This window comes from Cetobacterium somerae, from assembly GCF_022430525.1.
Lineage (GTDB): Bacteria > Fusobacteriota > Fusobacteriia > Fusobacteriales > Fusobacteriaceae > Cetobacterium_A.
On sequence record NZ_CP092519.1, the window covers coordinates 1,637,185 to 1,659,828 of the forward strand.

24 protein-coding genes are annotated in these 22,644 nt (G+C 28.5%); 2 read left to right on the forward strand and 22 right to left on the reverse strand.

Features of this window, described 5'->3' with window-relative positions:
* The first annotated feature begins 12 nt into the window (after positions 1-12).
* Together pstB and MKD34_RS07565 are read left to right on the forward strand one after the other, a co-directional pair.
* Positions 13-774 (forward strand): phosphate ABC transporter ATP-binding protein PstB, encoded by a 762-nt coding sequence (gene pstB, locus MKD34_RS07560; protein WP_023051192.1) that lies wholly within the window; start codon positions 13-15, stop codon positions 772-774.
* Between the two features lie 12 nt (positions 775-786).
* Positions 787-1,479 (forward strand): phosphate signaling complex PhoU family protein, encoded by a 693-nt coding sequence (locus MKD34_RS07565; protein ID WP_023051193.1) that lies wholly within the window; start codon positions 787-789, stop codon positions 1,477-1,479.
* Positions 1,480-1,490: 11 nt separating this feature from the next.
* Here MKD34_RS07565 and MKD34_RS07570 read toward each other — a convergent pair whose 3' ends face one another.
* From MKD34_RS07570 to MKD34_RS07680, 22 genes are all read right to left on the reverse strand, one after another.
* Positions 1,491-2,378: a polyprenyl synthetase family protein gene (locus MKD34_RS07570; protein ID WP_240218925.1), complete on the reverse strand. Its 888-nt coding sequence runs from the start codon at positions 2,376-2,378 to the stop codon at positions 1,491-1,493.
* Positions 2,365-2,586 (reverse strand): exodeoxyribonuclease VII small subunit, encoded by a 222-nt coding sequence (gene xseB / locus MKD34_RS07575; protein ID WP_240218926.1) that lies wholly within the window; start codon positions 2,584-2,586, stop codon positions 2,365-2,367. Before xseB ends, MKD34_RS07570 begins: the two co-directional genes overlap by 14 nt.
* 14 nt (positions 2,587-2,600) lie before the next feature.
* A complete protein-coding gene (rsmD, locus tag MKD34_RS07580) occupies positions 2,601-3,149 on the reverse strand; it encodes a 16S rRNA (guanine(966)-N(2))-methyltransferase RsmD (protein ID WP_023051196.1) in 549 nt (182 codons plus the stop codon).
* Positions 3,150-3,167: 18 nt separating this feature from the next.
* Positions 3,168-4,199: a tRNA preQ1(34) S-adenosylmethionine ribosyltransferase-isomerase QueA gene (gene queA, locus MKD34_RS07585; RefSeq protein WP_240218927.1), complete on the reverse strand. Its 1,032-nt coding sequence runs from the start codon at positions 4,197-4,199 to the stop codon at positions 3,168-3,170.
* Positions 4,180-5,319: a peptide chain release factor N(5)-glutamine methyltransferase gene (gene prmC / locus MKD34_RS07590; RefSeq protein ID WP_240218928.1), complete on the reverse strand. Its 1,140-nt coding sequence runs from the start codon at positions 5,317-5,319 to the stop codon at positions 4,180-4,182. Before prmC ends, queA begins: the two co-directional genes overlap by 20 nt.
* 2 nt (positions 5,320-5,321) lie before the next feature.
* The gene (gene prfA / locus MKD34_RS07595; RefSeq protein ID WP_240218929.1) at positions 5,322-6,395 is read right to left on the reverse strand and encodes a peptide chain release factor 1; all 1,074 of its coding nucleotides are present in this window, start codon (positions 6,393-6,395) and stop codon (positions 5,322-5,324) included.
* A 111-nt stretch (positions 6,396-6,506) separates the two neighbouring features.
* Positions 6,507-6,917 carry a hypothetical protein gene (locus MKD34_RS07600; protein ID WP_240218930.1) on the reverse strand — a complete coding sequence of 137 codons (411 nt, stop codon included), beginning with the start codon at positions 6,915-6,917 and terminating at the stop codon, positions 6,507-6,509.
* 11 nt (positions 6,918-6,928) lie between these two features.
* Positions 6,929-7,255: a hypothetical protein gene (locus MKD34_RS07605; RefSeq protein WP_023051201.1), complete on the reverse strand. Its 327-nt coding sequence runs from the start codon at positions 7,253-7,255 to the stop codon at positions 6,929-6,931.
* Positions 7,256-7,708 (reverse strand): RNA polymerase sigma factor, encoded by a 453-nt coding sequence (locus tag MKD34_RS07610; RefSeq protein ID WP_023051202.1) that lies wholly within the window; start codon positions 7,706-7,708, stop codon positions 7,256-7,258.
* Between the two features lie 58 nt (positions 7,709-7,766).
* On the reverse strand, positions 7,767-8,816 hold the full coding sequence (gene ispG / locus MKD34_RS07615) for a flavodoxin-dependent (E)-4-hydroxy-3-methylbut-2-enyl-diphosphate synthase (protein ID WP_240218931.1): 1,050 nt from the start codon (positions 8,814-8,816) through the stop codon (positions 7,767-7,769).
* Between the two features lie 47 nt (positions 8,817-8,863).
* Positions 8,864-9,877, reverse strand: coding sequence for a M23 family metallopeptidase (locus MKD34_RS14085; RefSeq protein WP_282441576.1), 1,014 nt, complete (start codon positions 9,875-9,877; stop codon positions 8,864-8,866).
* Positions 9,877-11,124 carry a transcription termination factor Rho gene (gene rho / locus MKD34_RS07630; protein ID WP_023051205.1) on the reverse strand — a complete coding sequence of 416 codons (1,248 nt, stop codon included), beginning with the start codon at positions 11,122-11,124 and terminating at the stop codon, positions 9,877-9,879. Before rho ends, MKD34_RS14085 begins: the two co-directional genes overlap by 1 nt.
* A gap of 16 nt (positions 11,125-11,140) precedes the next feature.
* Complete coding sequence (miaB, locus tag MKD34_RS07635) at positions 11,141-12,451, reverse strand: tRNA (N6-isopentenyl adenosine(37)-C2)-methylthiotransferase MiaB (protein WP_240218932.1); 1,311 nt, start codon at positions 12,449-12,451, stop codon at positions 11,141-11,143.
* 96 nt (positions 12,452-12,547) lie between these two features.
* A complete protein-coding gene (locus MKD34_RS07640) occupies positions 12,548-13,201 on the reverse strand; it encodes an N-glycosylase/DNA lyase (protein ID WP_240218933.1) in 654 nt (217 codons plus the stop codon).
* A 111-nt stretch (positions 13,202-13,312) separates the two neighbouring features.
* Positions 13,313-15,073, reverse strand: a complete 1,761-nt coding sequence (locus MKD34_RS07645; protein WP_240218934.1) for a hypothetical protein — start codon at positions 15,071-15,073, stop codon at positions 13,313-13,315.
* Positions 15,074-15,081: 8 nt separating this feature from the next.
* On the reverse strand, positions 15,082-17,814 hold the full coding sequence (locus MKD34_RS07650; protein ID WP_240218935.1) for a DEAD/DEAH box helicase: 2,733 nt from the start codon (positions 17,812-17,814) through the stop codon (positions 15,082-15,084).
* Between the two features lie 112 nt (positions 17,815-17,926).
* Positions 17,927-18,133: a DUF1858 domain-containing protein gene (locus tag MKD34_RS07655; protein ID WP_023051210.1), complete on the reverse strand. Its 207-nt coding sequence runs from the start codon at positions 18,131-18,133 to the stop codon at positions 17,927-17,929.
* Positions 18,134-18,199: 66 nt separating this feature from the next.
* Positions 18,200-19,156: a KpsF/GutQ family sugar-phosphate isomerase gene (locus MKD34_RS07660; protein WP_240218936.1), complete on the reverse strand. Its 957-nt coding sequence runs from the start codon at positions 19,154-19,156 to the stop codon at positions 18,200-18,202.
* Between the two features lies 1 nt (position 19,157).
* Positions 19,158-19,994, reverse strand: coding sequence for a 3-deoxy-8-phosphooctulonate synthase (gene kdsA / locus MKD34_RS07665; protein WP_051364178.1), 837 nt, complete (start codon positions 19,992-19,994; stop codon positions 19,158-19,160).
* A gap of 6 nt (positions 19,995-20,000) precedes the next feature.
* Complete coding sequence (locus MKD34_RS07670) at positions 20,001-21,401, reverse strand: UDP-N-acetylmuramoyl-L-alanyl-D-glutamate--2,6-diaminopimelate ligase (protein ID WP_240218937.1); 1,401 nt, start codon at positions 21,399-21,401, stop codon at positions 20,001-20,003.
* Positions 21,402-21,509: 108 nt separating this feature from the next.
* Complete coding sequence (locus MKD34_RS07675; RefSeq protein WP_240218938.1) at positions 21,510-21,902, reverse strand: hypothetical protein; 393 nt, start codon at positions 21,900-21,902, stop codon at positions 21,510-21,512.
* Positions 21,903-21,972: 70 nt separating this feature from the next.
* Positions 21,973-22,641, reverse strand: coding sequence for a uracil-DNA glycosylase (locus MKD34_RS07680; protein ID WP_240218939.1), 669 nt, complete (start codon positions 22,639-22,641; stop codon positions 21,973-21,975).
* Positions 22,642-22,644: the final 3 nt, after the last annotated feature.

The following is a 22,644-nucleotide window of genomic DNA, read 5'->3' on the forward strand; positions in this document are numbered from 1 at the left end:
GGAATATATAGTATGAAACAAGACGTTAGAATATCTGTTAAAAACTTTAACTTTTATTATGGTGATTTCAAAGCTTTAAAAGGTATAAATATGGATATAATGAAGAATAAAGTTACGGCACTTATTGGCCCATCTGGATGTGGTAAATCAACATTTTTAAGATCTTTAAATAGAATGAATGATCTTATATCTAGTGTTAAATATGAGGGTGAAATCTTACTTGATGACCAAAATATCTTTGATAAACAATTTGATATTGTTGAACTTAGAAAAAAAGTGGGAATGGTTTTTCAAAAACCAAATCCATTTCCTAAGTCTATCTATGAAAACTTAGTTTATGCTCCTAAATTACACGGAGAAACTAATAAGAAAAAATTAGATGAAATTGTAGAATCGTCTCTTAAAGCAGTTGCTCTTTGGGATGAAGTAAAAGATAAACTTCACCAATCTGCTCTTGGATTATCAGGAGGACAACAACAAAGACTTTGTATAGCTAGAGCTATCTCTATCAACCCTGAGATACTTCTTATGGATGAACCAACTTCAGCTCTTGACCCAATATCAACTGCTAAAATCGAAGAGTTAATTGTTGAACTTGCAAAAAATTATAGTATAGTTATTGTTACTCACAATATGCAACAAGCATCAAGAATATCTGATTACACTGGATTTTTTTATCAAGGTGTTTTAGAAGAGTTTGGTGAGACTTCTAAGATATTTACTACACCAAGTGTTAAGAAAACCGAAGATTATATAACAGGAAAATTTGGATAAAAAGGAGATTTTATGAGAACTTTAAACGAATCTTTAAAAGCTTTAGACGAGCATTATTTAGAAACATTAAAATATGTTGGTAGAAATTTTGATGTAAATTTAGAGATGTTACAAAACAATAGTTTTAATCCTACACTTTATGGAGAAGCTAAAATGATAGAAGATTTTATTAACTCTTTTGAAGTAAAATTAAAAGAGGATTCTATTATTACAATGGCTAGATTTCAACCAGCAGCTAAAAATCTTAGAAAGTTAGTAATGATTATCAATAGCGTAAGAGTCCTTGAAAGAATGGGTGATCTTTTAAAAGCGAATTTATCTTTAATTAAAGATATCGAAAAAAAATCTCCAAACTTAGCTTATGCTCTAAGTGAAAAAGTTTTACCAATCGCAAAAAAAATCAGAGGTCTTTTTCAAATGTATGTTGATGCTTTTTTAAATGAAGATGTACGTTTACTATATAATGTTCTTTATTTAGATGAAGAGATTGATGACTTAATCAATGCTAACACTGATTATTTTCTTACTAAAATGAAAGAAACTCCAGATAATGTTGTTGGAGGTTCTGAGCTTATGCTTTTAGATAAGAAATTTGAAAGATTATCAGATCATATAATACATTTAGCAAGTGATTTAATTTATATTTTAAATGGTGAAAATACTAGAAAAGCTGAATTACAAAATAAAGGAAAAGGGAACCAATAATGGTTCCCTTTTTAATTCTCTCTAATTCCTATATAATCTGCTAATTCTAAAAAAACTTTAATTTTTTCATCTGGAAAAATATTTAAACTTCTTTTAGCATCTGAGATAACTTCTTTTAAAATCTCTTTACTTTTCTCAATTCCAAATATACTTGGATATGTTGTCTTTTCAAGTTCTAAATCACTACCAATAGGTTTTCCTATTTTTTCAAAGTCACCTTCTATATCTAATATATCATCTTTAATTTGAAAAGCTAATCCTATTCCATCTGCATAGTTTTCTAAAGCTTTATACTCTTTTTCTGTTGCTTCTGAAATTATTGCTCCTATTTCCACTGGTAACTTTATTAATTTTCCAGTTTTATTTTCATGAATATATTTTAAAGTTTCCAAAGATACTTTCTTTTTTTCACTCTCTATATCTACTGTTTGTCCACCAATCATACCATTTATTCCAGCATATCTTGATACCATACCTATTATTTTTACAAGTTTATCTGAAGCTACTCCTTTTGTTTCATCTGTTATAATAGAAAATGAATGCGTTAATAAAGCATCCCCTATTAGTATTGCTTCTGCTTCTCCAAACTTTTTATGAGTTGTTAATTTTCCTCTTCTATAATCATCATTATCAAGAGCTGGTAAATCATCATGAACCAAAGAATAAGAATGAATCATCTCTATTGCAACAGCTATTGGTAATCCTAAATCTATTTTTTTATCGAAAAGTTCTAATACCATTAACAATAAAATTGGTCTTAATCTTTTTCCTCCATTTAAAACAGAATATCTCATACCTTCTGCTATTACATTTGGATATTCTAATTTATTTAAATGATATTCTATATTTGAATCCACAAGTTCTCTTTTAGTTTTTAAGTAATTTTTAAGCATTTTCATCAACCTCTAGTTGAATATTATCATTTTCTGAAGTTACTTTGATTATTTTTCCCTCTGCTTTGTTCAAAATATCTGAGGATTTTTTTAATAACTTCATAGCTTTTTCATACTCTTTAATTGATTCATCTAAAGATAACTCACCCTTATCTAATTTTTCAATTATTATATCAATTTCATTAATATTATACTCAAAACTATCTTTTTTCATGGATCCTCCCTCTTTTATCTTGTATAGAATGTCACAACTTTTTTTCCATATTTTCTTTCGTCTGTCTTTTTAAATTCTCCAACTTCTTCAGACATATCTTCATACATATGATGTTCACAAATTATTAATCCATTTTCTGCTAATAATCCAGCTTTTGATATAGCTCTCATAACTCTCTCACAAACCTCATCTTTATAAGGAGGGTCCATAAAAATTATATCAAATTTTTCACCTTTTCTTCCTAAAATCTCAACAGCTCTTAAAGTTTCATTTTTGTAAGCTCTTGATTTGTTCTCATATCCTAAATTATTGATATTTTTTATTATATATTTTAATGCTTCTTGATCTTTTTCTATCATTACAGCTCTTTTAGCCCCTCTACTTAAAGCTTCTAAAGCTATATTTCCTGTACCACTAAAAAGATCTAAGAATCTAGCATCAGTTATATATGGAGCAATTATTGAAAATAGAGATTCTTTTATGCTATCTTGAGTAGGTCTTGTATCTGTACCTTTTCTACATTCTAATCTCTTCCCTTTTGCTTCTCCTGCGATTATTCTCATCTTTTCACCTCTTTTTTATTAACAAATAAACATTGCATCTCCAAAACTAAAGAAATGATATTCCTTTTTTACAGCCTCTTTATATACATCTAACATGAACTCTCTATTTGAAAGAGCCGATACTAACATAAGAAGTGTTGATTTCGGCAAATGAAAGTTAGTTATTAGTGCATCTATAACATTAAATTTATATCCTGGATATATAAAGATCTCTGTACTTCCTTTTTTAGAAATTAAGTTTCCATCCATATCCACAGATGATTCCAATGCTCTAACAGTTGTTGTTCCAACAGCTATTATTCTTCTATTCTCTTCTTTTGCTTTTTTTATTCTTTCAACAGTATATAAAGGAATTTCAAAAATTTCCTCATGCATTTTATGATCTAAAACATCTTCAGTTTGAACTGGTCTAAACGTTCCTAAACCAACTTCTAAAAATACATCCAATATTTCAATGCCTTTTTCTTTTATTTTCTCTAAAAGTTCTTTTGTAAAATGTAATCCAGCTGTGGGAGCTGCAACTGATTCTCCTTTTATTGCATAAACTGTCTGATATCTATCTTTTGTTTCTAAAGCTTCTACAATATATGGAGGCAATGGCATTTTTCCAAGTTTATCTAATACTTCTTCAAATGCTCCCTCATATTCAAATTTTAAAACTCTATTTCCATCTTCTTTTATCTCTAATAACTCAGCTACTAACTCTTTATTTTCACCTATTTCAAGCTTTTGTCCTACTTTTAATTTTTTAGCAGGTTTTAATAAACATTCCCAAGTATCTAAACTCACTCTTTTTATTAAAAGTATTTCTAAAACTCCACCAGTTTCTTTTTTTCCAAAAAGTCTAGCAGGTATAACTTTTGTTGAATTTCTTACTAAAACATCTCCTGGTTTTAGATAATCTATTATATTAAAAAAAGTTTTATGTTCTAATGTTTGATTTTCTTTATCTACTACCATTAATTTAGAGTGATCTCTAGGCTCTCTAGGTTTTTGACCTATAAGCTCATCTGGTAAATGATAATCATAATCAACTAACTTTGTTGACATCCTCTTCACCACTCTTTCTTCCTATTACTACTCTCTCTATTCCGCTATAATCATTTACAATTGCTATTATTTCAAATCCAGCCTTTTTCATAAATTGACTTACTTCATGTGCCTGATTATATCCAACTTCAAAAGCTAAATAACCTTTATCCTTAAGATATTTTGAAGATTCCTCTGATATTTTTTTATAAAAATAATAACCATCTCCATTATCTGTTAAAGCACCTTGAGGTTCATGCTGTTTAACCTCTGGCATTAACTCCTCGTATTCATCTTTAGGTATATATGGCGGATTTGAGATAATCATATCATAATCATTATCTTTTATATTTGAGAAAATATCTGACTTAATAAATTTTAAATTACTTTCTACATTATTAATCTTTCTATTTTCTACAGCAACCTCTAAGGCATCTGTACTTATGTCTGCTCCTAAAACCATAGCACTTGGAATCTCTTTAGCTAGAGTTACAGATATTGCTCCACTTCCAGTTCCTATATCTAATACTTTAGGATTATCTATCTCGTTTAAAATGAATTTACACTGCTCTACTAAAATTTCTGTATCTGCTCTTGGGATTAAAACTCTCTCATCAACTTTAAAAGGTAATCCATAAAACTCCCACTCTCCTAAAAGATATTGTAAAGGTTTTTTTTCCTTTGCTCTTTTATAAAGTAAATCTTTTATCTCTTCTTTTTCTTTTAAAGTAATCTCTTTTCTTAAATTCATAAATAACATTGTTCTCTTTACTTTTAAAACATGAGCAAATATATATTCTGCGTCTAACTTACTATCTTTTACATCATTTTTATTCAAATATTCTATACTCTTTTGTAAAAGTTCTCTATTTTCAGAACTACAATCTTTCTCTTCAACTAGATTTATCTCTTCTTTTGGAAGTTCATCAAAAGTTAATCTATTTCTAGCCATAGCTTTCAAATAATTTTTTATTTTATCTTTTTGCTCTAAATTAAGTTCCATATCAAAATAAGCGTAAAGAGTTATTCTTTCTAGATTTAATACATGAGATATTATCTTTTCACTTTCTAATCTGGGTTTTGAAAAGGAGTATTTTTTCAAATACTCCTCAGAAAATTTTAATATATCTAATAATTTCATAATTACTCCGCTGAACTTGAAAGCATTTCTGCTTGAGCAAATGTAGTTAGAGCATCTATCATATCATCTATATCTCCATCTAAGAAAGCTTCTAATTGATGTGCTGTATATTTGATTCTATGATCTGTTATTCTTCCTTGTGGATAATTATATGTTCTTATTTTTTCTGATCTATCTCCTGATCCAACTTGAAGTCTTCTTTCACTTTCAACAGCTGATCTTTGCTTTTCTAACTCCATCTCATAAAGTTTTGAAGCTAAGTGTTTCATAGCTTTCTCTCTATTTTTTAACTGTGATCTCTCATCTTGACACTGAACGATTACTCCTGTAGGTAAATGTGTTATTCTAACTGCAGAGTCCGTCATGTTAACGTGCTGACCTCCCGCTCCTGATGCTCTAAATGTATCAATCTTTAAATCTGATGAGTTTATTTTAACATCTTGAACTTCATCAACCTCTGGTAAAACTGCAACTGTTGCTGTAGATGTATGTATTCTTCCTGATGATTCAGTTTCAGGTACTCTTTGCACTCTATGAACTCCTGATTCAAACTTAAGTCTTGAATATGCTCCTTGACCATTTATTGAGAATACAGCCTCTTTTATTCCTCCAACACCAATCTCTTGTTTTTCTATTATTTCAACTTTCCATTTGTGTCTCTCAGCATATCTCATATACATTCTAAATAGGTTTCCAGCAAATAAAGCAGCTTCATCTCCTCCTGCTCCACCTCTGATCTCTATTATAACGTTTCTATCATCATTAGGATCTTTTGGAAGTAATAACACTTTCATATCTTGCTCTAAATTAGGAATTATTTCCTCAATCTCTTTTAATTCCTCTTGCATCATTTCTCTCATATCAGGGTCTTTTTCTCCTCTGATATTTTCTTTTATAAATTCTAAATCTTCTTGATATCTTTTATACTCTTTGTACTTTTCAACGATAGGTGTTATATCATTTAATGCTTTGTTACACTCCATCATTTTTTTAGGATTACTTAAAACTTCTGGAGAACCTAAAGCTTCTGTTAACTCATTAAACCTTACTACAACTTCTTCTAATTTAGTAAACACTATCTTCACTCCTTTTTATATCTATACTTTAACTTATAAATTATACCATACTTACTTTAAAAATAAAATAAAAAATCTTCTTCCATTATTATTAAGGAAGAAGATTTTTAACTATTGTTTTTCTCTTGATTGTGATATTCTTTTTAACGATAACTCTCTAGCTTTCAAATACTGATCTGTTGTTATATGTTTTTGAACTTCTATCTGATACTTCAATCTATCCTTTATAATTTCAGCATCTAAAAGTCCAACCTTCTCTACTAATTCATTTAATTTTTCAAGATTTTTTTCTGTGCCATCCAAAATATATTTATTAATTTCAATCTCTAGTGCTTTTTTATCCAATGTTTTCAATTTATATTGAATACTAGCTTGTTCAATTATAACTTTAACTCTATCAATATTATCTTGACTTACCCCTACAGCTTTGAAATCGTCATCTTTAACTATCCCTATTCCCGATGTTGCATAGGCTGATACACTAAATACAAGTATCAACAGTCCCATCACTATTTTTTTCATAAAATCCTCCACTAAATTTGTAGATCTGTTACAAAAAGATTTTCAGTATTAAAATCTCTTTTATTTATTTTTATTTCATCAGCTTGAAATAAATCATCGATTGTAAAACCAATCTCTTTTTTATCTGAAACTTTTCTCTGTAGCTCTCCACTTTCTAAAGCTACTAACTTCTCTGTAGGAGAAATATTTCTTTTAACTAAATCATAAGAAGTCCCTGTAAAGACTCCAACTACAAAAAGAGACAAAGAAAAAAATGAGATTTTTTTATTTCTTTTCTTCTCCTCTTCTAGTAATGATTTATAAATATTCGCTCTTACTCTCTCTTTTGGAGATACCATTTATATCACACCTCCCATGTCTTTAATTGCCTTGTAGTATATCGTTTTTACTGTTGATATATTCATTTCTTTCATATCTGCAATCTCCCTCAGTTTATAGCCGTATATATCTTTTAAAACAACTATCTCTCTCTCCTGGAAAGGTAGTTCTTTTAACTTCTCCTCTAAAAGGATTGGAATATTAAAGTCTTCATTACTTTCAACACTTAAAATCTCATCATTTAACTCTAGATTTAGCTTTTTCTTTCTAAAAAAATCATACGTTTTATTTATAGCAATTCTATAAATCCAAGTATAAATATTGCTCTCCTCTCTAAAGCCTTTAAGATTTTTATAAACACTAATGAATACTTCTTGAGCTATGTCTTCGGCATCTTCGGCATTTTTTACTGTTGATAGTATTTTATAGTATATTCTATCAAAATACTCATTATATATCTGATCAAAATCCATTTAAATACCTCATTATTTTAGCTTTATAATTTTAGACTACAAAATTCTTAAAAAAGTTTTAATTAAAATCATCTTCGATTAATTTTTTTAACTCTTTTAGAATATCCCCTTCATCAACCTTTTTTATTATCTCACCTTTTTTAAATAAAACTCCAACTCCTTTTCCACCCGCTACTCCATAATCAGCTTCTTTAGCTTCTCCAGGTCCATTTACAACACACCCCATAACGGCTATTTTTATTTTTTTATCTACTTTTTCAAATTCTTTTTCTACTTGATGTGCAAGTCCTATCAAATCTATCTCAGTTCTTCCACAAGTTGGACAAGACACAATCTCTACACCAACCTCTTTTAACCCTAAAACCTTTAATATCTCTTTTGCAACTTTAATCTCTTCTACAGGGTCTTCTGTTAAAGAAACTCTAATTGTATCACCTATTCCATCAACTAGCAAAGAACCTATTCCAATAGCTGATTTTACAGTTCCTTGAAATGCTGTACCTGCCTCTGTAACACCTAAATGTAAAGGATAATTACATAACTTAGCTAGTTTTCTATAGGCTTCAACCATCATCTTTACATTACTCGATTTCAAAGAAATTATTATATCTGTAAAATTAAATTTTTCTAAAAGCCTCATATGATATAAAGCACTCTCTACCATCGCATCTGATGTTGGCTTTCCATATTTTTCCAATATTGTTTTTTCTAATGATCCTGAATTTACACCTATTCTAATTGGCACACCTTTTTCCATAGCCTTTTTAACTACGATTTCAACTTTTTCGTCACTACCTATATTTCCTGGATTAATTCTTAACTTATCAATTCCATTTTCTATAGCTAATAAAGCTAATCTGTAATCAAAATGTATATCAGCTACTAATGGTATATCTATTTTCTCTTTTATTTCCTTTATTTTTTTCGCAGCTTCTTCTGTATTAACTGTAACTCTAACTAATTGACACCCTTCTTCTTGAAGCTTTTTTATTTGATTAACTGTTTTTTCTACATCTGTTGTGGGAGTATTTGTCATCGATTGAATAATAACATCATTTCCACCACCAATCAATATATTTCCAACTTTTACAACTTTAGACTCTCTCATTTTTCACCTCTCGTAAAATTTAAAAAAGCCCTAGTATAATCCTAGGGCTATCTAACTAAATAATTCATTGGATTATTAGCTTTTCCGTTCTTTCTAATTTCAAAATGTAAATGTGGTCCTGTTACTCTTCCTGACATTCCAGTTTTTCCTATAACTTGACCAGCTTTAACCCTATCACCTGTTTTTACATACATTTTATCTAGATGAGCTGATCTTGTTTCAAAACCATTGCCATGATTTATTTTAATTATTTTTCCATAACCTGTCATATATCCTGCAAAAACCACTGTTCCATCCTTTGAAGCCATCAAAGGAACATATCTTGCTCTCATATCAACTCCTGCATGTTGAATATATCTTTTTAAAACAGGATGAAATCTTTTGCCAAAAGGACTTGTTATTCCAGCCCACTTTACTGGCATCGTGAAATTTTTTTGTACGGTTACTCTATTAACATTTCCACTACGAGTAAGTCTTTTTAAGCTTTCTTCGCTAGGATTATATATAAATAGTTCTTCTCCAACTCTTATATTATCATTTCTTAAATTATTATATTTTCTTAAATCTTCAACATCTATTTTATAAGCAAGTGCTATTTTAAAAAGAGAATCTCCTCTTTTAACTTTATAAAAAACACCATTAGACTTTACAATTTTTATTTGCTGTCCTGCCTTTAAATTATTTGAAATTCCTGGATTATTAGCTTTCAGAATTTCTAAAGATATTCCATTTTTATCTGCTATTCCACCTAAAGTATCTCCACTAGCGACTACATAACTTTCTAGCTTTGGGATTTCATATGCTTGCTTTAAGTCTAAATCTTCTAAAGGAACACCTTCTATCGATTCGTCTTCACCTATTTTATACTCTTTTTCTATCGTATAAAAATTGCCATCAACAAGTTCAAATCCACCACCATCTTCAACAGTAGTTGTCTCTGAATAATATTCTGTAAATTTTCTTAAATCTACTACTTCTGATTTATAAGGTTTAAAAACTAATATTAACATAGCTATAAATGCTGCTATTATTATAGCAAATATTTTAAATATCTCTTTCACTATTTCCCCCTTGCAAAGGACTTCTCATACATTTCAATAAGCTTATCATTGCTTTCAGTTGATGAAATAGTATCAATTAATTTTTTCGTTGCAGTAGCTTTATCTAGAGATGATAAATATCTTCTTATATTCCAAATAGAATCTAATTTCTTTTTCCCTATTAAAAGTTCTTCTTTTCTAGTTCCAGATTTTTGAATATCTATTGATGGGTATATTCTAAGTTCAGCTAAATTCCTATCTAAATGTATATCTAAATTTCCTGTTCCTTTAAACTCTTCATATATAACATCATCCATTTTACTTCCTGTATCAATTAAAGCTGTTGCTAAAATAGTTAGACTTCCACCATTTCTTATATTTCTTGCCGATCCAAAGAATTTTTTTGGATAATATAAAGCTGTTGGATCTATTCCACCAGAAATTAATTTTCCACTTGATGGTATTACTATATTATATGCTCTAGCTAGTCTTGTTAAAGAATCCATTAAGATAACTATATTTTCACCGTTTTCAATCTTTCTTTTTGCTCTTTCTAAAAGAGATTCAGTAACTTTTATATGATTTCTTGGGTCATCATCAAAAGTAGAAGCATAAACTTGTGCCCCTTTTACAGTTTCTTTTATATCTGTAACTTCCTCTGGTCTTTCATCTATTAAAAGAATCCAAACTTCTATATCCTTATTATTTTCTATTATAGAGTTTGCGATATTACTAATCAGTACTGTTTTACCAGCTTTTGGTGGTGCTACTATTAATCCTCTTTGTCCTAATCCTATCGGTGCAATTAAATCTATTATTCTACCAGAGATATTTTTTGCATCTGTTTCTAATTTTAACTGTTCTGTTGGATAAGCAGGTATTAATTCATCAAATGGTATTCTTGATTCAGCTTCTTGAATACTTCCATTATTTATTAAAAGAACTTTTCTAAGTCCGTAGTTATTTTCACCTTGAACAGCTTCTCTTACTTCACCTAATACAAAATCTTCTGTCCTTAATTTAAATTTTCTTATTTGTGAAGCTGATACATAGACATCTTTTTCTACATTTGTATTTCTCAAAAAACCATATCCATCAGCCATTACTTCAAGATTTCCCCAAGCCAAATGCATACCTTCTTTAGCATCTATTGCCTCATTTATTAATTCTACAATCTCTGCTTTTTTAGTTCTACTTGAATAATCAATATCCATTTGTCTAGCAATCTCTTGTAACTCTTTTAGCAAAAAATTTTCTAACTTCTCCATTGTACCTCCAAGGTTACTAGTCTACTATCTCTCCGTATAGCGACCATGTTTTACACTCATTTATTTTTACATTAACAAATGTTCCTTCTAACTCTTTATCTCCTGCAAACAAAACAACTTTATTAGTTGATGTTCTTCCTGTTAGAACTTCTTCATTTTTTCTGCTTGGCCCTTCAACTAAAACTCTTTCTATTTTTCCTTTATAACTATCACTTGCTTCTTTTGATTTTCTATTTTGTAAATCTATTAGTCTTTGAAGTCTTTCTTTCTTCACTTCTTGATCTAATTGACCATCCATTTTTGCTGCAGCCGTACCTTTTCTAGGTGAATACATAAACATAAATGAAGTTTCAAATCCAATTTTATCTACAACATCTAAAGTATCTAAGAAATCTTCCTCTGTTTCATGTGGAAATCCTACTATTATATCTGCTGTTAATGCTACACCTGGAATTCTTGATTTTATTTTTTCAGCTAACTCTATATACTGCTCTTTAGTATATTTTCTATTCATTAGCTTAAGTATTCTTGATGACCCTGATTGTAAAGGTAAATGTAAGCATCTTGCAACTTTTTCATTTCTAGCTATAACATCAATTACATCATCACCAAAATCTTTTGGATGTGGTGAAACAAATCTAACTAAAAACTCTCCATCTATTTTACAAATTTCCTCTAATAGTGTTGCAAAGTTTTCTCCAGTTTCTAAATCATTACCATATGAATTTACATTCTGTCCTAGCAACATAATCTCTTTATATCCTTTTTCTACAAATCCTTTAACTTCATCTAATATTTGAGGCATTGGAACAGATCTTTCTCTTCCTCTTACATATGGAACTATACAATAAGTACAGAAATTATTACATCCATATGTTATTGGAATTGATGCTGTTTTTTTAGAATCAAACTCTGCATCTAATCTTGGTGGTAAATCATCTTCATCACCTGTATAAATAACATGTTTAAAATCTCCTGATTCTATTTTCTCAATTGCTGTTGGTATTTTTCCAATATTTTGATTTCCCATTACAATATCTATTACTGGAAACTTTTTAGCTAACTCTTCACCTTGCTCTTGTGCAAAACAACCAGTTATCCCTATGATTGTTCCTCTCTCCTCTTTAACAGCCATTAACTCTCCAAGTTTTCCATAAATTTGAGTAGCTGCTCCCTCTCTTACCGTACAAGTATTTAAAAATACTGCATCTGCTTCTGATACATCTTCAATTACATTATATCCCATATTTTGTAAGATACTCTTTATTTTTGCACTTTCGTTGACATTCATTTGACAACCATATGTTATTATTACTGCATTTTTCAATTTTTTTCCTCCAAATTTTTAACAAATTACTACTTAAACATGTTAAAAATTATACCATAGTAGTACAACTTTTATCAATAATTCTTTAACTAAACATTATTTAAATATATCTTTAGCTTCTAAATACCATAATAATAAATCTATATTCTCCATAGGAATATCTATCTCTTTACAGTATTCTTTTAGTTTCTCCTCTATCTCTTTATATAACTTAGGAGTTACTGTTTTAGGAACTTCTTTTATCACGTCTAAAGCTGCCAAATTTTTTAAAATATGTCTATCCAAAATTGCTAATTCTTGACCAAAACCAATATTTCTTAAAAAATGACTAGCTTCCTTGTATGACATTCCTCTTATATTTTTTACAATCCACTCTCTCATTTCAAATGCTGAATTGAATGTTGAAAAAAAATCTTTTGTTATAAATTTCCCATTCTCATCTGTCATTTGCTTTCTAAGTATATAGAGATTTTTAGCTTTAGTTCTATTAAAACGAACAATATTTAAAAATGGAAGCATCTCCTCTTCACTTCCTGTAAATAAAAGATTATTATCCCTTAATTCACTTATTGCTTTCCATGCATTTCTAGCTTTAGATTGTGGAGTTAAAATACAAAAAGCCAATTCACAAAAGATATCTTTATTATCTCCATCTCTCCAAATTTTTCTATACTCATCTAATCTTTCTTCTATTCTACTTCTTATATTTTCATATATTTTTTGTACTTCATAAAAATAGGCATTCTTCATAAAATATACCTCCTAAAATTATTCGTACTTTAATTTTACCACATTTTTACAACTCTTTACATCTGTTTTTAAAAAAATAGGATAAAGCTATTTTTAGCTTTATCCTATTTTTTATAAGTTCACAAAGTACCCATATTCTTTAAATAAACCTGATACTTCGTCTAAATTTTCTTTTTTTACCATTATGTGAAGATCTTCACCTTTTAAGATTAATGGTTTGAATCTTTTATCCTTTGTTATTGCTGATAATAACTCTTTATCATTTTTTAGTTTTAAAACTTTATAATCAGGAACATGGGTAATTAACTCTGTTTTTTCAATAACATCTCCAAAAAATCTATTCCAATTCATTGGTAAATCATTAGTTATTTTCTCTTTAAACTCTTGTATCTTACCATGAACTTCATTTAAATTTTCCAAGCCTTTTGTTAAAGTCTCTTCAGATATTTTAAATTTATTTGGTGCTATTTTATTTCCCAATCTTTCTAAAGTCATCATTCTAAGTGGACTTTCTCCAATAACAGTAACAATTAATCTATCTTCATCTAAAACTATTTTTCCCTCATCTTCTAAAACCTTAAAATCATATGTTAATACTCTATTAAATATGTATCTACCTAGTTCCGTAAATTTAACATATTTTATTCCATCATATTTACTTAAATAGCCATTTTTCAAATACAATGAATTTGCTGAAGATGGCTTTTCATAACAAATTTCTAAAACTCCCAATGATGCTAAAATAAAAAATACTGATTTTATAAATGGTTCAACAACATATGCTAAATACTTATCATATCCTACAATTTTTGTTCTTTCATAGTTTGCTTCGTTAATATATAGTGTTGCAAACGCTGATTCTAAATCGATTATTTCTATAAATTCATCTCTATAAAGTATACTTTTTATTATATTATCTATAGATACAAAACCATCATCTGGAAATTCTGATAAAACTTTACTTATTGTTGCTAATCCTCTTTTTATTTCATCATTAGATTTACCCACATTTTTTATACCCTTTAAATAATTTAAATATAAGCTTATATAAGTATTGTCTTCACTTTTTATTATACTTCCATCTAAAAATCCCTTTACTATAGCTTTTAAATTACTAGATCTTATAAACTCATCATTTAAATATTCTTCTTTAAAAAGAAATAAAAATAATCCCATTGTTTCTGTTTTTAAAAACTCTAAATCTTTTATTCCTTCATAATACTCGTGAATATTACAATATTTTTTCATGTTATTTTTTGATTCTTTTAGTAACTTTCCACTACTTGAAAGTTGCATTTTTCCATCTTTAAAAAATGAATAGTACTTTCTCAAATTTTCTTGAATTTTTTCTTCATTATTTTCTCTAAACTCACAATCACAATTTGCAACTTTATAAATATAGTATTCTTTTGGCTTATTCATAAATTGCCTCATAACTCTCACGATATCATTATTTAATGTTAAATATTCTCCTCTTTTAGTATCTCCATTTTTAGTAAAAAATAAAAATTCATCTTTTAGTTCTGATTTAATATTATAACCTTCTTCATCTTTTAAATAAATATCCCTATCTTTTATTTTAAATTTACCTTTCCAAGCTATACTTTCAAATATATCTTGAACTTCTTTTGGTAGCGAAGAAAAAATACCTTTAAATATCTCTTCTTTTGAATACATTTGTTCCATCAGTTCTAAAAATGTTTGTTTATTTGTAGATTCTGATATTAAAGAAATTTCAAATAATCCTAAGTTACTTCCAATATACCCTTCAGCTATCCAATCTAAGAAATATCTTTTAAAGATTTTAAAAAGAATCTCTTTTGAATAGCTTTCATTTAAAGCTTTTCTAAATCTATCTCTACTTATTCCCATACCATCTCCTATTCTCCAAGAATAAACTCTATATCCTTTTCAGTTAAAGTTTTTAAAGTCGCTCCCTCATCAGAAATTAAATTATCTAATAGCTGACTTTTACTTTCTTGTAATTTTAATATTTTTTCTTCGATTGTATCTTTTAATATTAGTTTGTAAGAGAATACTGTTCTATCTTGTCCTAGTCTATAAGCTCTATCTACAGCTTGATTCTCTACAGTTTTATTCCACCAAGGATCATAAATAAATATAGTATCCGCTGCTGTTAAATTAAGTCCTACTCCACCAGTTTTTAATGTCATTACAAAAACTTTATATTTTTTATCTTTTTGGAATAAATTTACCAATCCTTGTCTGTCTTTAGTTGCTCCAGTCATTTCTAAATATTTTATTCCTCTTTTTCTTAAATCAGACGTTATACTTTCTATACTTTTTATATAATTTGTAAATATAAGCACCTTATGTCCATTCTCAACTGCATCTTGGACATTATTTATTAGTACCTCTCTTTTACTAGAAAGTATATTTGGATTTTTCATTTCTGGACAACTAGTTAATTGTCTTAGTTCATTTAAAGCTTGAAGTATATAAAACTGTGTTTTTCCTAATCCTTGAGTTTTTATTTGACTATTTATCATGCCATAATAATATGCTCTTCTTTCCTCATATAACCTTTTTTGCTCTGGATTCATTCCTATGAATAATGTTTTTTCAATTTTATCAGGAAGATCTTTTAAAACTTCTTTTTTGACTCTTCTTAATATAAATGGATATATTTTCTTTTTTAATTCCTCTATCGCTTCTTTATCATTCTCTTTTTGAATTGGATTAGCATAATGATAGTTAAACTCATCTAAAGTTCCAAACATCGACGGATTTAAAAATCTAAATAATGAATATAGTTCTCCTAAATTATTTTCAATAGGAGTACCACTTAAGGCTAATCTATATTTTGAATCTAGTAACATAACTGCTTTTGTTGTTTGTGCATTTACATTTTTTATATTTTGAGATTCATCTAAAACTATTAAATCAAACTTCATCTCTTTTAAATACTCAATATCATTTCTTACAGTACCATAAGTTGTTATAATTACTTCTACATTATTAAAAATTGTTTTATCTCTAAAATTTCCATAATATATTCCACATTTAAGATCAGGACTAAATTTTCTTATTTCACTTTCCCAGTTATATATTAAACTTTTTGGCATGATTATTAACGTTTTTCTTTTAGGTGTTAAATGTAAACTTGTTATTAATGTTATGGCTTGTAATGTCTTTCCAAGTCCCATGTCATCGGCTAAACATCCTCCTAAACTATTGTCCATTAAATATCTTAACCATTTATAACCATATTCTTGATATTCTCTAAGAGTAGCATTTATCATCGGCATCGGCGCACTATAATTTTCTATTTGATTAATCCCTCTATAGAAACTCTTTGTTTTTTTAATTTCGCTTGCTAATACTTTATCTTCAATTAAGTCATCTATAATTGGTAAATCAAAAAACGAAATTTTTACATTTGATTTACCATTATCTTTAAATACTCTCTCTAATTTTTCCATATATTTTCTATTGATAAGAGCATTTGTTCCATCGCTTAAAACAATATATGAATCTTTTTTAAAGCTATTTAAAACATCAACTATTGAAAATTTTTCACCTTCAATCTCTAAATGAACATCTCCTTCTAAAAAGTCTATTCCATGTTTGAAGTTACCTACAACTTTTGGCTTTACAGCTTTTACACTATATTTCTTTAAGTTATCTGTCCCAACAACTTTATACTTACCAGCTAATTGAAGAAGTTCTTGTGTTACAAACTCTCTTGCTAATTTTTCTTGTAAAATAATAAAATTACCATCTACATAAAAACTTGATTTTATCTTTAAATTCTTTTGATGTTTTACAATATTTTTAACAATCTCTTCTACAGTTTCATCTAAATAAGCTGCTTCAACTTCTGTTATCTCAACCCTTTTTAAATCATCTTTAATGACTAAAGCTCTATTCAAATTATGTGCTTTTAAAAACTCATAATCAATTGTTGATATAGATGCTCCTATTTTTAAGTATAAACTATTATCTTGAGATATTTTTTCTATTATTAATTCTTGAACTGGTTTTAAATTTCCTTCTTCTACAATCTCATAATCTAAACATTCAATCTCTATCCCACTACCAAAAGATGATGCTAAAGTCAAATATTTTTCTAACTCTGGTTTTGAAAACTTTGATTCCATCTCTTTTAAAATATGTATTGTATCCTTCGGAATATCTATCCAATAGATTGTATCTTCATTTAAAACATAGTTATCTGAAACTATCTTAAAATCTCTCTCTCCATTTAAAAGAAGCTTACCTTCGCACAATTCAAACTCATCTTCTACAAAACTAATTTTCAATACTATTTTATTTCCACTTAAAACCCATTTGATTGGGTTCATATCCCCTGTGACTACTTTTTTACTACTTTTTAGATAATCTAAAATCTCTATATTTTCATCTATATAGAGCTCATTTTTTTCATTATCCCACCCAGAGAAAAAGCTATCTTCTTTTATCTCTTGAATTAAATCAATAATTTTCAAATCATTTTCATCACTAATTTCATATTCTGCTATATTTTCTACTATATCCCCATTACTGTCTACTAAAGAAACATATGTTCCTACTTCGTCACAAGTTAAAGTAAAAAATAGTGACTCATTTACTTTTTTTAAATTAGATTCCATACCCTTTTCCCTCATATATAAATTTTTTCTGAAATATATTATATCAAATTTCCTAAGGGTTAGCAAGAAATTAAAAAAGGACTCTATTAATTAGAGTCCTTTTAGTCAATTATTACTTAGCTTCTGATTCTTTTATTAAAATATTCATCTCTTCGATTAATGCATCTGCATCTAATCCGTGAGCAGCAATTCCTTCTCCTAAAGTTTCTCCAGCTGCTACCATACATCCTACACACCCTAATCCATGCTTTTTAAATACCATTGAAATTACTGGATGCTTTTGAACTGCTTCTAAAATATTCATATCTTTAGTTACCATTTTTACTCCTCCTACTTTTTCTTTATATTACTTTTTTATTATATAAAACTTTACTTTTTTTGTCAACTATTTTCCTATTACATTTAATAAGTCATGAATTCTGACAACCCCAACAATCTTCTTATCTGATAAAACAGGTAATACAGATATTTGACTCTCTCTATTCTCCATAAGATCTAAAGCATCTAATGCCATTATATTTTCAGTAGCGTAAGTATAATCTCTAGTCATTATATCCTCAGCCTTTAAAGTAAAAAATTTATCCTTCATCTTTAAAGCTCTTCTAATATCCCCTTCTGTTATAATTCCTAAAAGTTCATCATTTTCAACAATACAAACTACTCCTAATCTTTTTTTAGTCATCGTCATTATTACTGTATCCATATCACTTGTTAGTTGAGCTATTGGTAAATCCTTATGCATCACATCTCTTACTTTCATAAGTAGTCTTCTTCCTAAGCTTCCTCCTGGATGATAAACAGCAAAATTTTCAGGCTTAAAGTTTCTTGCAGTTATTAATACTGTCGCTAGTGCATCTCCCATAACTAAAGTACTTGTTGTAGAAGACATCGGAGCTAAATTCAATGGACATCCCTCTTTTTCAACACCTATATCCAATATAGCATCAGCTTCTTTTCCAAGTCTTGAATTAGAATTACCAGTCATAGCTATTAATGTTGCACCAATTTTTTTTATTGATGGAATAATTGAAATCACTTCATCACTATTTCCACTATTAGATATCGCTATTACTATGTCATTTTTATTTATCATTCCCAAGTCTCCATGAAGACCCTCTGCTGAATTCATAAAAACAGCTAACGTTCCTGTTGATGCTAGCGTTGCTGCTATTTTTTTTCCTATAATCCCTGATTTTCCAATACCTGTTATTACAACTTTCCCTTTAGAGTTTAGTATTAAATTTACAACAATTTCTAACGAGTCTGATATCTTACCTTTTACTTTCTCTAACTCACAAATCTCTTTATCAAATAAATCTTGTGCTATTTTTTTTATGTCCATACTATCTTCCTTTTACTAAATCATCTATTTTTACAGCTACTTTCAATATCTCCTCTAAATCTGATAAGAATAACATATTTGGACCATCTGATTTAGCATTTGTTGGATCTGGATGAACTTCTGCAAATATTGCATCTATACCAATTGCTAGTCCTGCTCTCATTAAAGGAAATACAAACTCTCTATCTCCTGATGTTGCAGTTCCTAATCCACCCGGCTTTTGAACTGCATGAGTCACATCAAATACAACTGGATATCCAAACTTTCTCATCTCTCCAAATCCTCTCATGTCTACAACCATATTGTTATATCCAAAAGTTGATCCTCTCTCACAAAGCATTATATTTGGATTATTCATTTCCTCCATTTTTACAACTACATTTTTCATATCCCAAGGAGCTAAAAATTGTCCTTTTTTAATATTTACTGGTAATCCTGTTTCTGCTGCTGCTATCAGCAAATCTGTTTGTCTACATAAAAATGCTGGAATTTGAATTATGTCTACAACTTTAGCAACCTCTTTACATTGCCAAGCTTCGTGAACATCTGTCACTACTGGTATATTAAATCTTTCTTTTACTTTTTTTAGTATCTCTAATCCTTTTTCAATTCCTGGTCCTCTATATGAATGTATAGAAGATCTATTTGCTTTATCAAAAGATGCTTTAAATACATAGTTAATTCCTAATCTATCACAGATATCTTTCACTTTTTCAGCTACTTCCATAACCAACTCTTCTGACTCTATTACACATGGACCAGCTATTAAAGTAAATCTATTGTCTCCACCAATTTCAAATTTATTCGCTATTTTAACTTTTTTTACTTCTTGAACTATTTTCAATTATTTCACCTCTTCTAATTCTTTTATTGCTTCTATGGCAATCTCTCTATCGTCAAAGTGTATCTTTGTCGTTCCTAAAATTTGATAAGTCTCATGCCCTTTACCTGCTATCAGTATTATATCATCTTTTTCAGCTTTTAAAACTGCTTTTTTTATTGCTTCTTTCCTATCAATTTCTACTATATAATTTTTATTTTTAAATCCTTTTACTATATCATCTATTATTTTATTAGGGTCTTCTGTTCTTGGATTATCCGAAGTTACGATCACTAAATCACTATATCTCTCACTAACCTCTGCCATTACAGGTCTTTTTATTCTATCTCTATCTCCACCACAACCAAATACAGTTATTATTTTACCATTAGTTTTTAAATCAGTAACCCCTTGTAAAATATTTTCTAATGCATCTCCTGTATGAGCATAATCTACAACTACTTTAAATTCTTGTCCTGCTAAAACTGGTTCAAATCTACCAGGAGCTCCCTTTATTTCTCTTGCTCTTTCTTTTATTGTATCTAGATTTATATTTAATATTTTTCCAACTCCAATTGCTGCTAATAAATTATACATATTAAACTTTCCTAGCAATGATGGATTTATCTCTTTTATCAACTCAAGATCTAAATCAGCTTTTTCTTTTAAAGAGTATGTCATTCCTCCAAACTCCTTATATATTCTTCTACCATATTCGTCATCTATATTGATTACACCATTTTTTGAATCTTTTAATTTTTTAAAAAGTATTTTTTTAGCATTAAAATAGTCTTCCATATCTTTATGATAATCTAAATGCTCTGGTGTTAAGTTAGTAAAAATAGCTACATCAAACTCTAACATATCTACTCTTCCACTTGTTAATCCATGAGAGCTAACTTCCATCACTAAATATTCCAATCCTTTATCCACTGATTTTTTACACATTTTTATAATATCTAAAGACTCTGGAGTTGTATTAGGAGCTTCTATTATCTCATCTCCAATTTTATATTCTACAGTTCCTATTCTGGCAACCTTACTTTCTCCTAAAATTTGCTCTATTAAATAGGTTGTTGTTGTTTTTCCATTTGTTCCTGTTACACCAATTATTTTTAACTCTTTTTCTGGATTTTTATAGAAATTAGATGCAATTTTTCCTAATTTTCCTCTTAAATCTTCTACTAAAAAATATCCTATTCCATCTTTTAGTTCTGTTAATTTTTCTGATATAATTATTGCTGATGCTCCATTTTCAATAGCTTTATCGATAAATTTATGTCCATCTACTAAAGCTCCTTTTAATGCAATAAATATATCTCCTTGCTTTATCTTTCTCGAATCATACTCTAAGTTTCCACTATATATATCTTTTTCTGCAGATTTTAATATTTTATAATCTACTCCTTTAAATAATCTCTCCATATTCATCCCTCGCTATATATTATTCAACTTATTATAACACTTTTCAAAAAAAAACAATATATACTTAAAGTAAAAAACAGAGGAAAAAATCCTCTGTTTTCATATTTACTATTTAGCTGGAGTATAAACTCCTGAATTTAAAGCATTTTTTATTGCTGCTCTTACTTTTGTAGCTCTTACTGTAGCTCCTGCATTTTCTATCTCTCCAGGAGCATATAAAGTTTCCATTCCATCATTAACATTTTTATTTATTATTGCTGTTAATAACGCTTCGTATTCAGCTTTATACTTTGATAAATCTTTATTTTTTAAATAATCTTGATCTTTATAAAATAATGTTCTAAATTTTGGTTTCTCTACTTTATCATCTTTTAAATCAAATTGAACTTCTACCTGTGTTTCTTGTCCAGAAATATATACTCCTCTATAAGTTCCGTTTCTGTATTCCGCTCCATAAGCTACCGCACCAATTATTGTTAATAACATTAAAAAATTTTTCATATTCCCTCCTCAACCCGTTTTTAATCTATTTTAAACTATTTAAGTATATTTTGTCAATTAATTTTGATTATCAAATAATATCCCATGTTATAGCTTTGTGACCTTTTTCTTTTAATATACTATTTATGGTTTTAAAGTGATCACATCCAAAAAACCCTCTACTTGCTGATAGTGGGCTTGGATGAACACCTTCAAGAATTATATGGTTTGGATTTGTAATATATTTCTTTTTATCTTTAGCATTATTACCCCAAAGAACAAATATTACTTGTTCCTTTTTTTCATTAATTTTTTTTATAACTTCATCTGTAAATGTAGTCCAACCTATTTTGCTATGTGAATTCGCTTCACCTTCTCTTACAGTTAAACTAGCATTTAGAAGAAATATCCCTTGCTTAGCCCAACTTTCTAAACATCCACTATTAAAGGTTTCTCCCTCTCCTTCATTAACTATCTCTTTATATATATTTCTCAAAGATGGAGGTAATGAGATTCCTTTTTTTACTGAAAATGCTAATCCGTGAGCTTGTCCTGCGCCATGGTATGGATCTTGTCCTAATATAACTATTTTTACATCTTTATAGGGTGTTAATTGAAAAGCTGTAAAAATCTCTTTATTTGGTGGATATACTGTTTTTTCTGAGTATTCATGTTTTAAAAAATCTTTCATTTTTACAAAATATTCTTTTTCAACTTCTTCTTTTAATATTTCATCCCAGTCAGTTCCTATTTTCAACATACA

Coding starts and splice junctions, on each gene's coding strand:
- pstB (WP_023051192.1), top strand. CDS start 13: ATGAAACAAGACGTTAGAATATCTGTTAAAAACTTTAACTTTTATTAT.
- MKD34_RS07565 (WP_023051193.1), top strand. CDS start 787: ATGAGAACTTTAAACGAATCTTTAAAAGCTTTAGACGAGCATTATTTA.
- MKD34_RS07570 (WP_240218925.1), bottom strand. CDS start 2,378: ATGAAAATGCTTAAAAATTACTTAAAAACTAAAAGAGAACTTGTGGAT.
- xseB (WP_240218926.1), bottom strand. CDS start 2,586: ATGAAAAAAGATAGTTTTGAGTATAATATTAATGAAATTGATATAATA.
- rsmD (WP_023051196.1), bottom strand. CDS start 3,149: ATGAGAATAATCGCAGGAGAAGCAAAAGGGAAGAGATTAGAATGTAGA.
- queA (WP_240218927.1), bottom strand. CDS start 4,199: ATGTCAACAAAGTTAGTTGATTATGATTATCATTTACCAGATGAGCTT.
- prmC (WP_240218928.1), bottom strand. CDS start 5,319: ATGAAATTATTAGATATATTAAAATTTTCTGAGGAGTATTTGAAAAAA.
- MKD34_RS07600 (WP_240218930.1), bottom strand. CDS start 6,917: ATGAAAAAAATAGTGATGGGACTGTTGATACTTGTATTTAGTGTATCA.
- MKD34_RS07605 (WP_023051201.1), bottom strand. CDS start 7,255: ATGGTATCTCCAAAAGAGAGAGTAAGAGCGAATATTTATAAATCATTA.
- MKD34_RS07610 (WP_023051202.1), bottom strand. CDS start 7,708: ATGGATTTTGATCAGATATATAATGAGTATTTTGATAGAATATACTAT.
- ispG (WP_240218931.1), bottom strand. CDS start 8,816: ATGAGAGAGTCTAAAGTTGTAAAAGTTGGAAATATATTGATTGGTGGT.
- rho (WP_023051205.1), bottom strand. CDS start 11,124: ATGGAGAAGTTAGAAAATTTTTTGCTAAAAGAGTTACAAGAGATTGCT.
- MKD34_RS07640 (WP_240218933.1), bottom strand. CDS start 13,201: ATGAAGAATGCCTATTTTTATGAAGTACAAAAAATATATGAAAATATA.
- MKD34_RS07645 (WP_240218934.1), bottom strand. CDS start 15,073: ATGGGAATAAGTAGAGATAGATTTAGAAAAGCTTTAAATGAAAGCTAT.
- MKD34_RS07650 (WP_240218935.1), bottom strand. CDS start 17,814: ATGGAATCTAATTTAAAAAAAGTAAATGAGTCACTATTTTTTACTTTA.
- MKD34_RS07655 (WP_023051210.1), bottom strand. CDS start 18,133: ATGGTAACTAAAGATATGAATATTTTAGAAGCAGTTCAAAAGCATCCA.
- MKD34_RS07660 (WP_240218936.1), bottom strand. CDS start 19,156: ATGGACATAAAAAAAATAGCACAAGATTTATTTGATAAAGAGATTTGT.
- MKD34_RS07670 (WP_240218937.1), bottom strand. CDS start 21,401: ATGGAGAGATTATTTAAAGGAGTAGATTATAAAATATTAAAATCTGCA.
- MKD34_RS07675 (WP_240218938.1), bottom strand. CDS start 21,902: ATGAAAAATTTTTTAATGTTATTAACAATAATTGGTGCGGTAGCTTAT.
- MKD34_RS07680 (WP_240218939.1), bottom strand. CDS start 22,641: ATGTTGAAAATAGGAACTGACTGGGATGAAATATTAAAAGAAGAAGTT.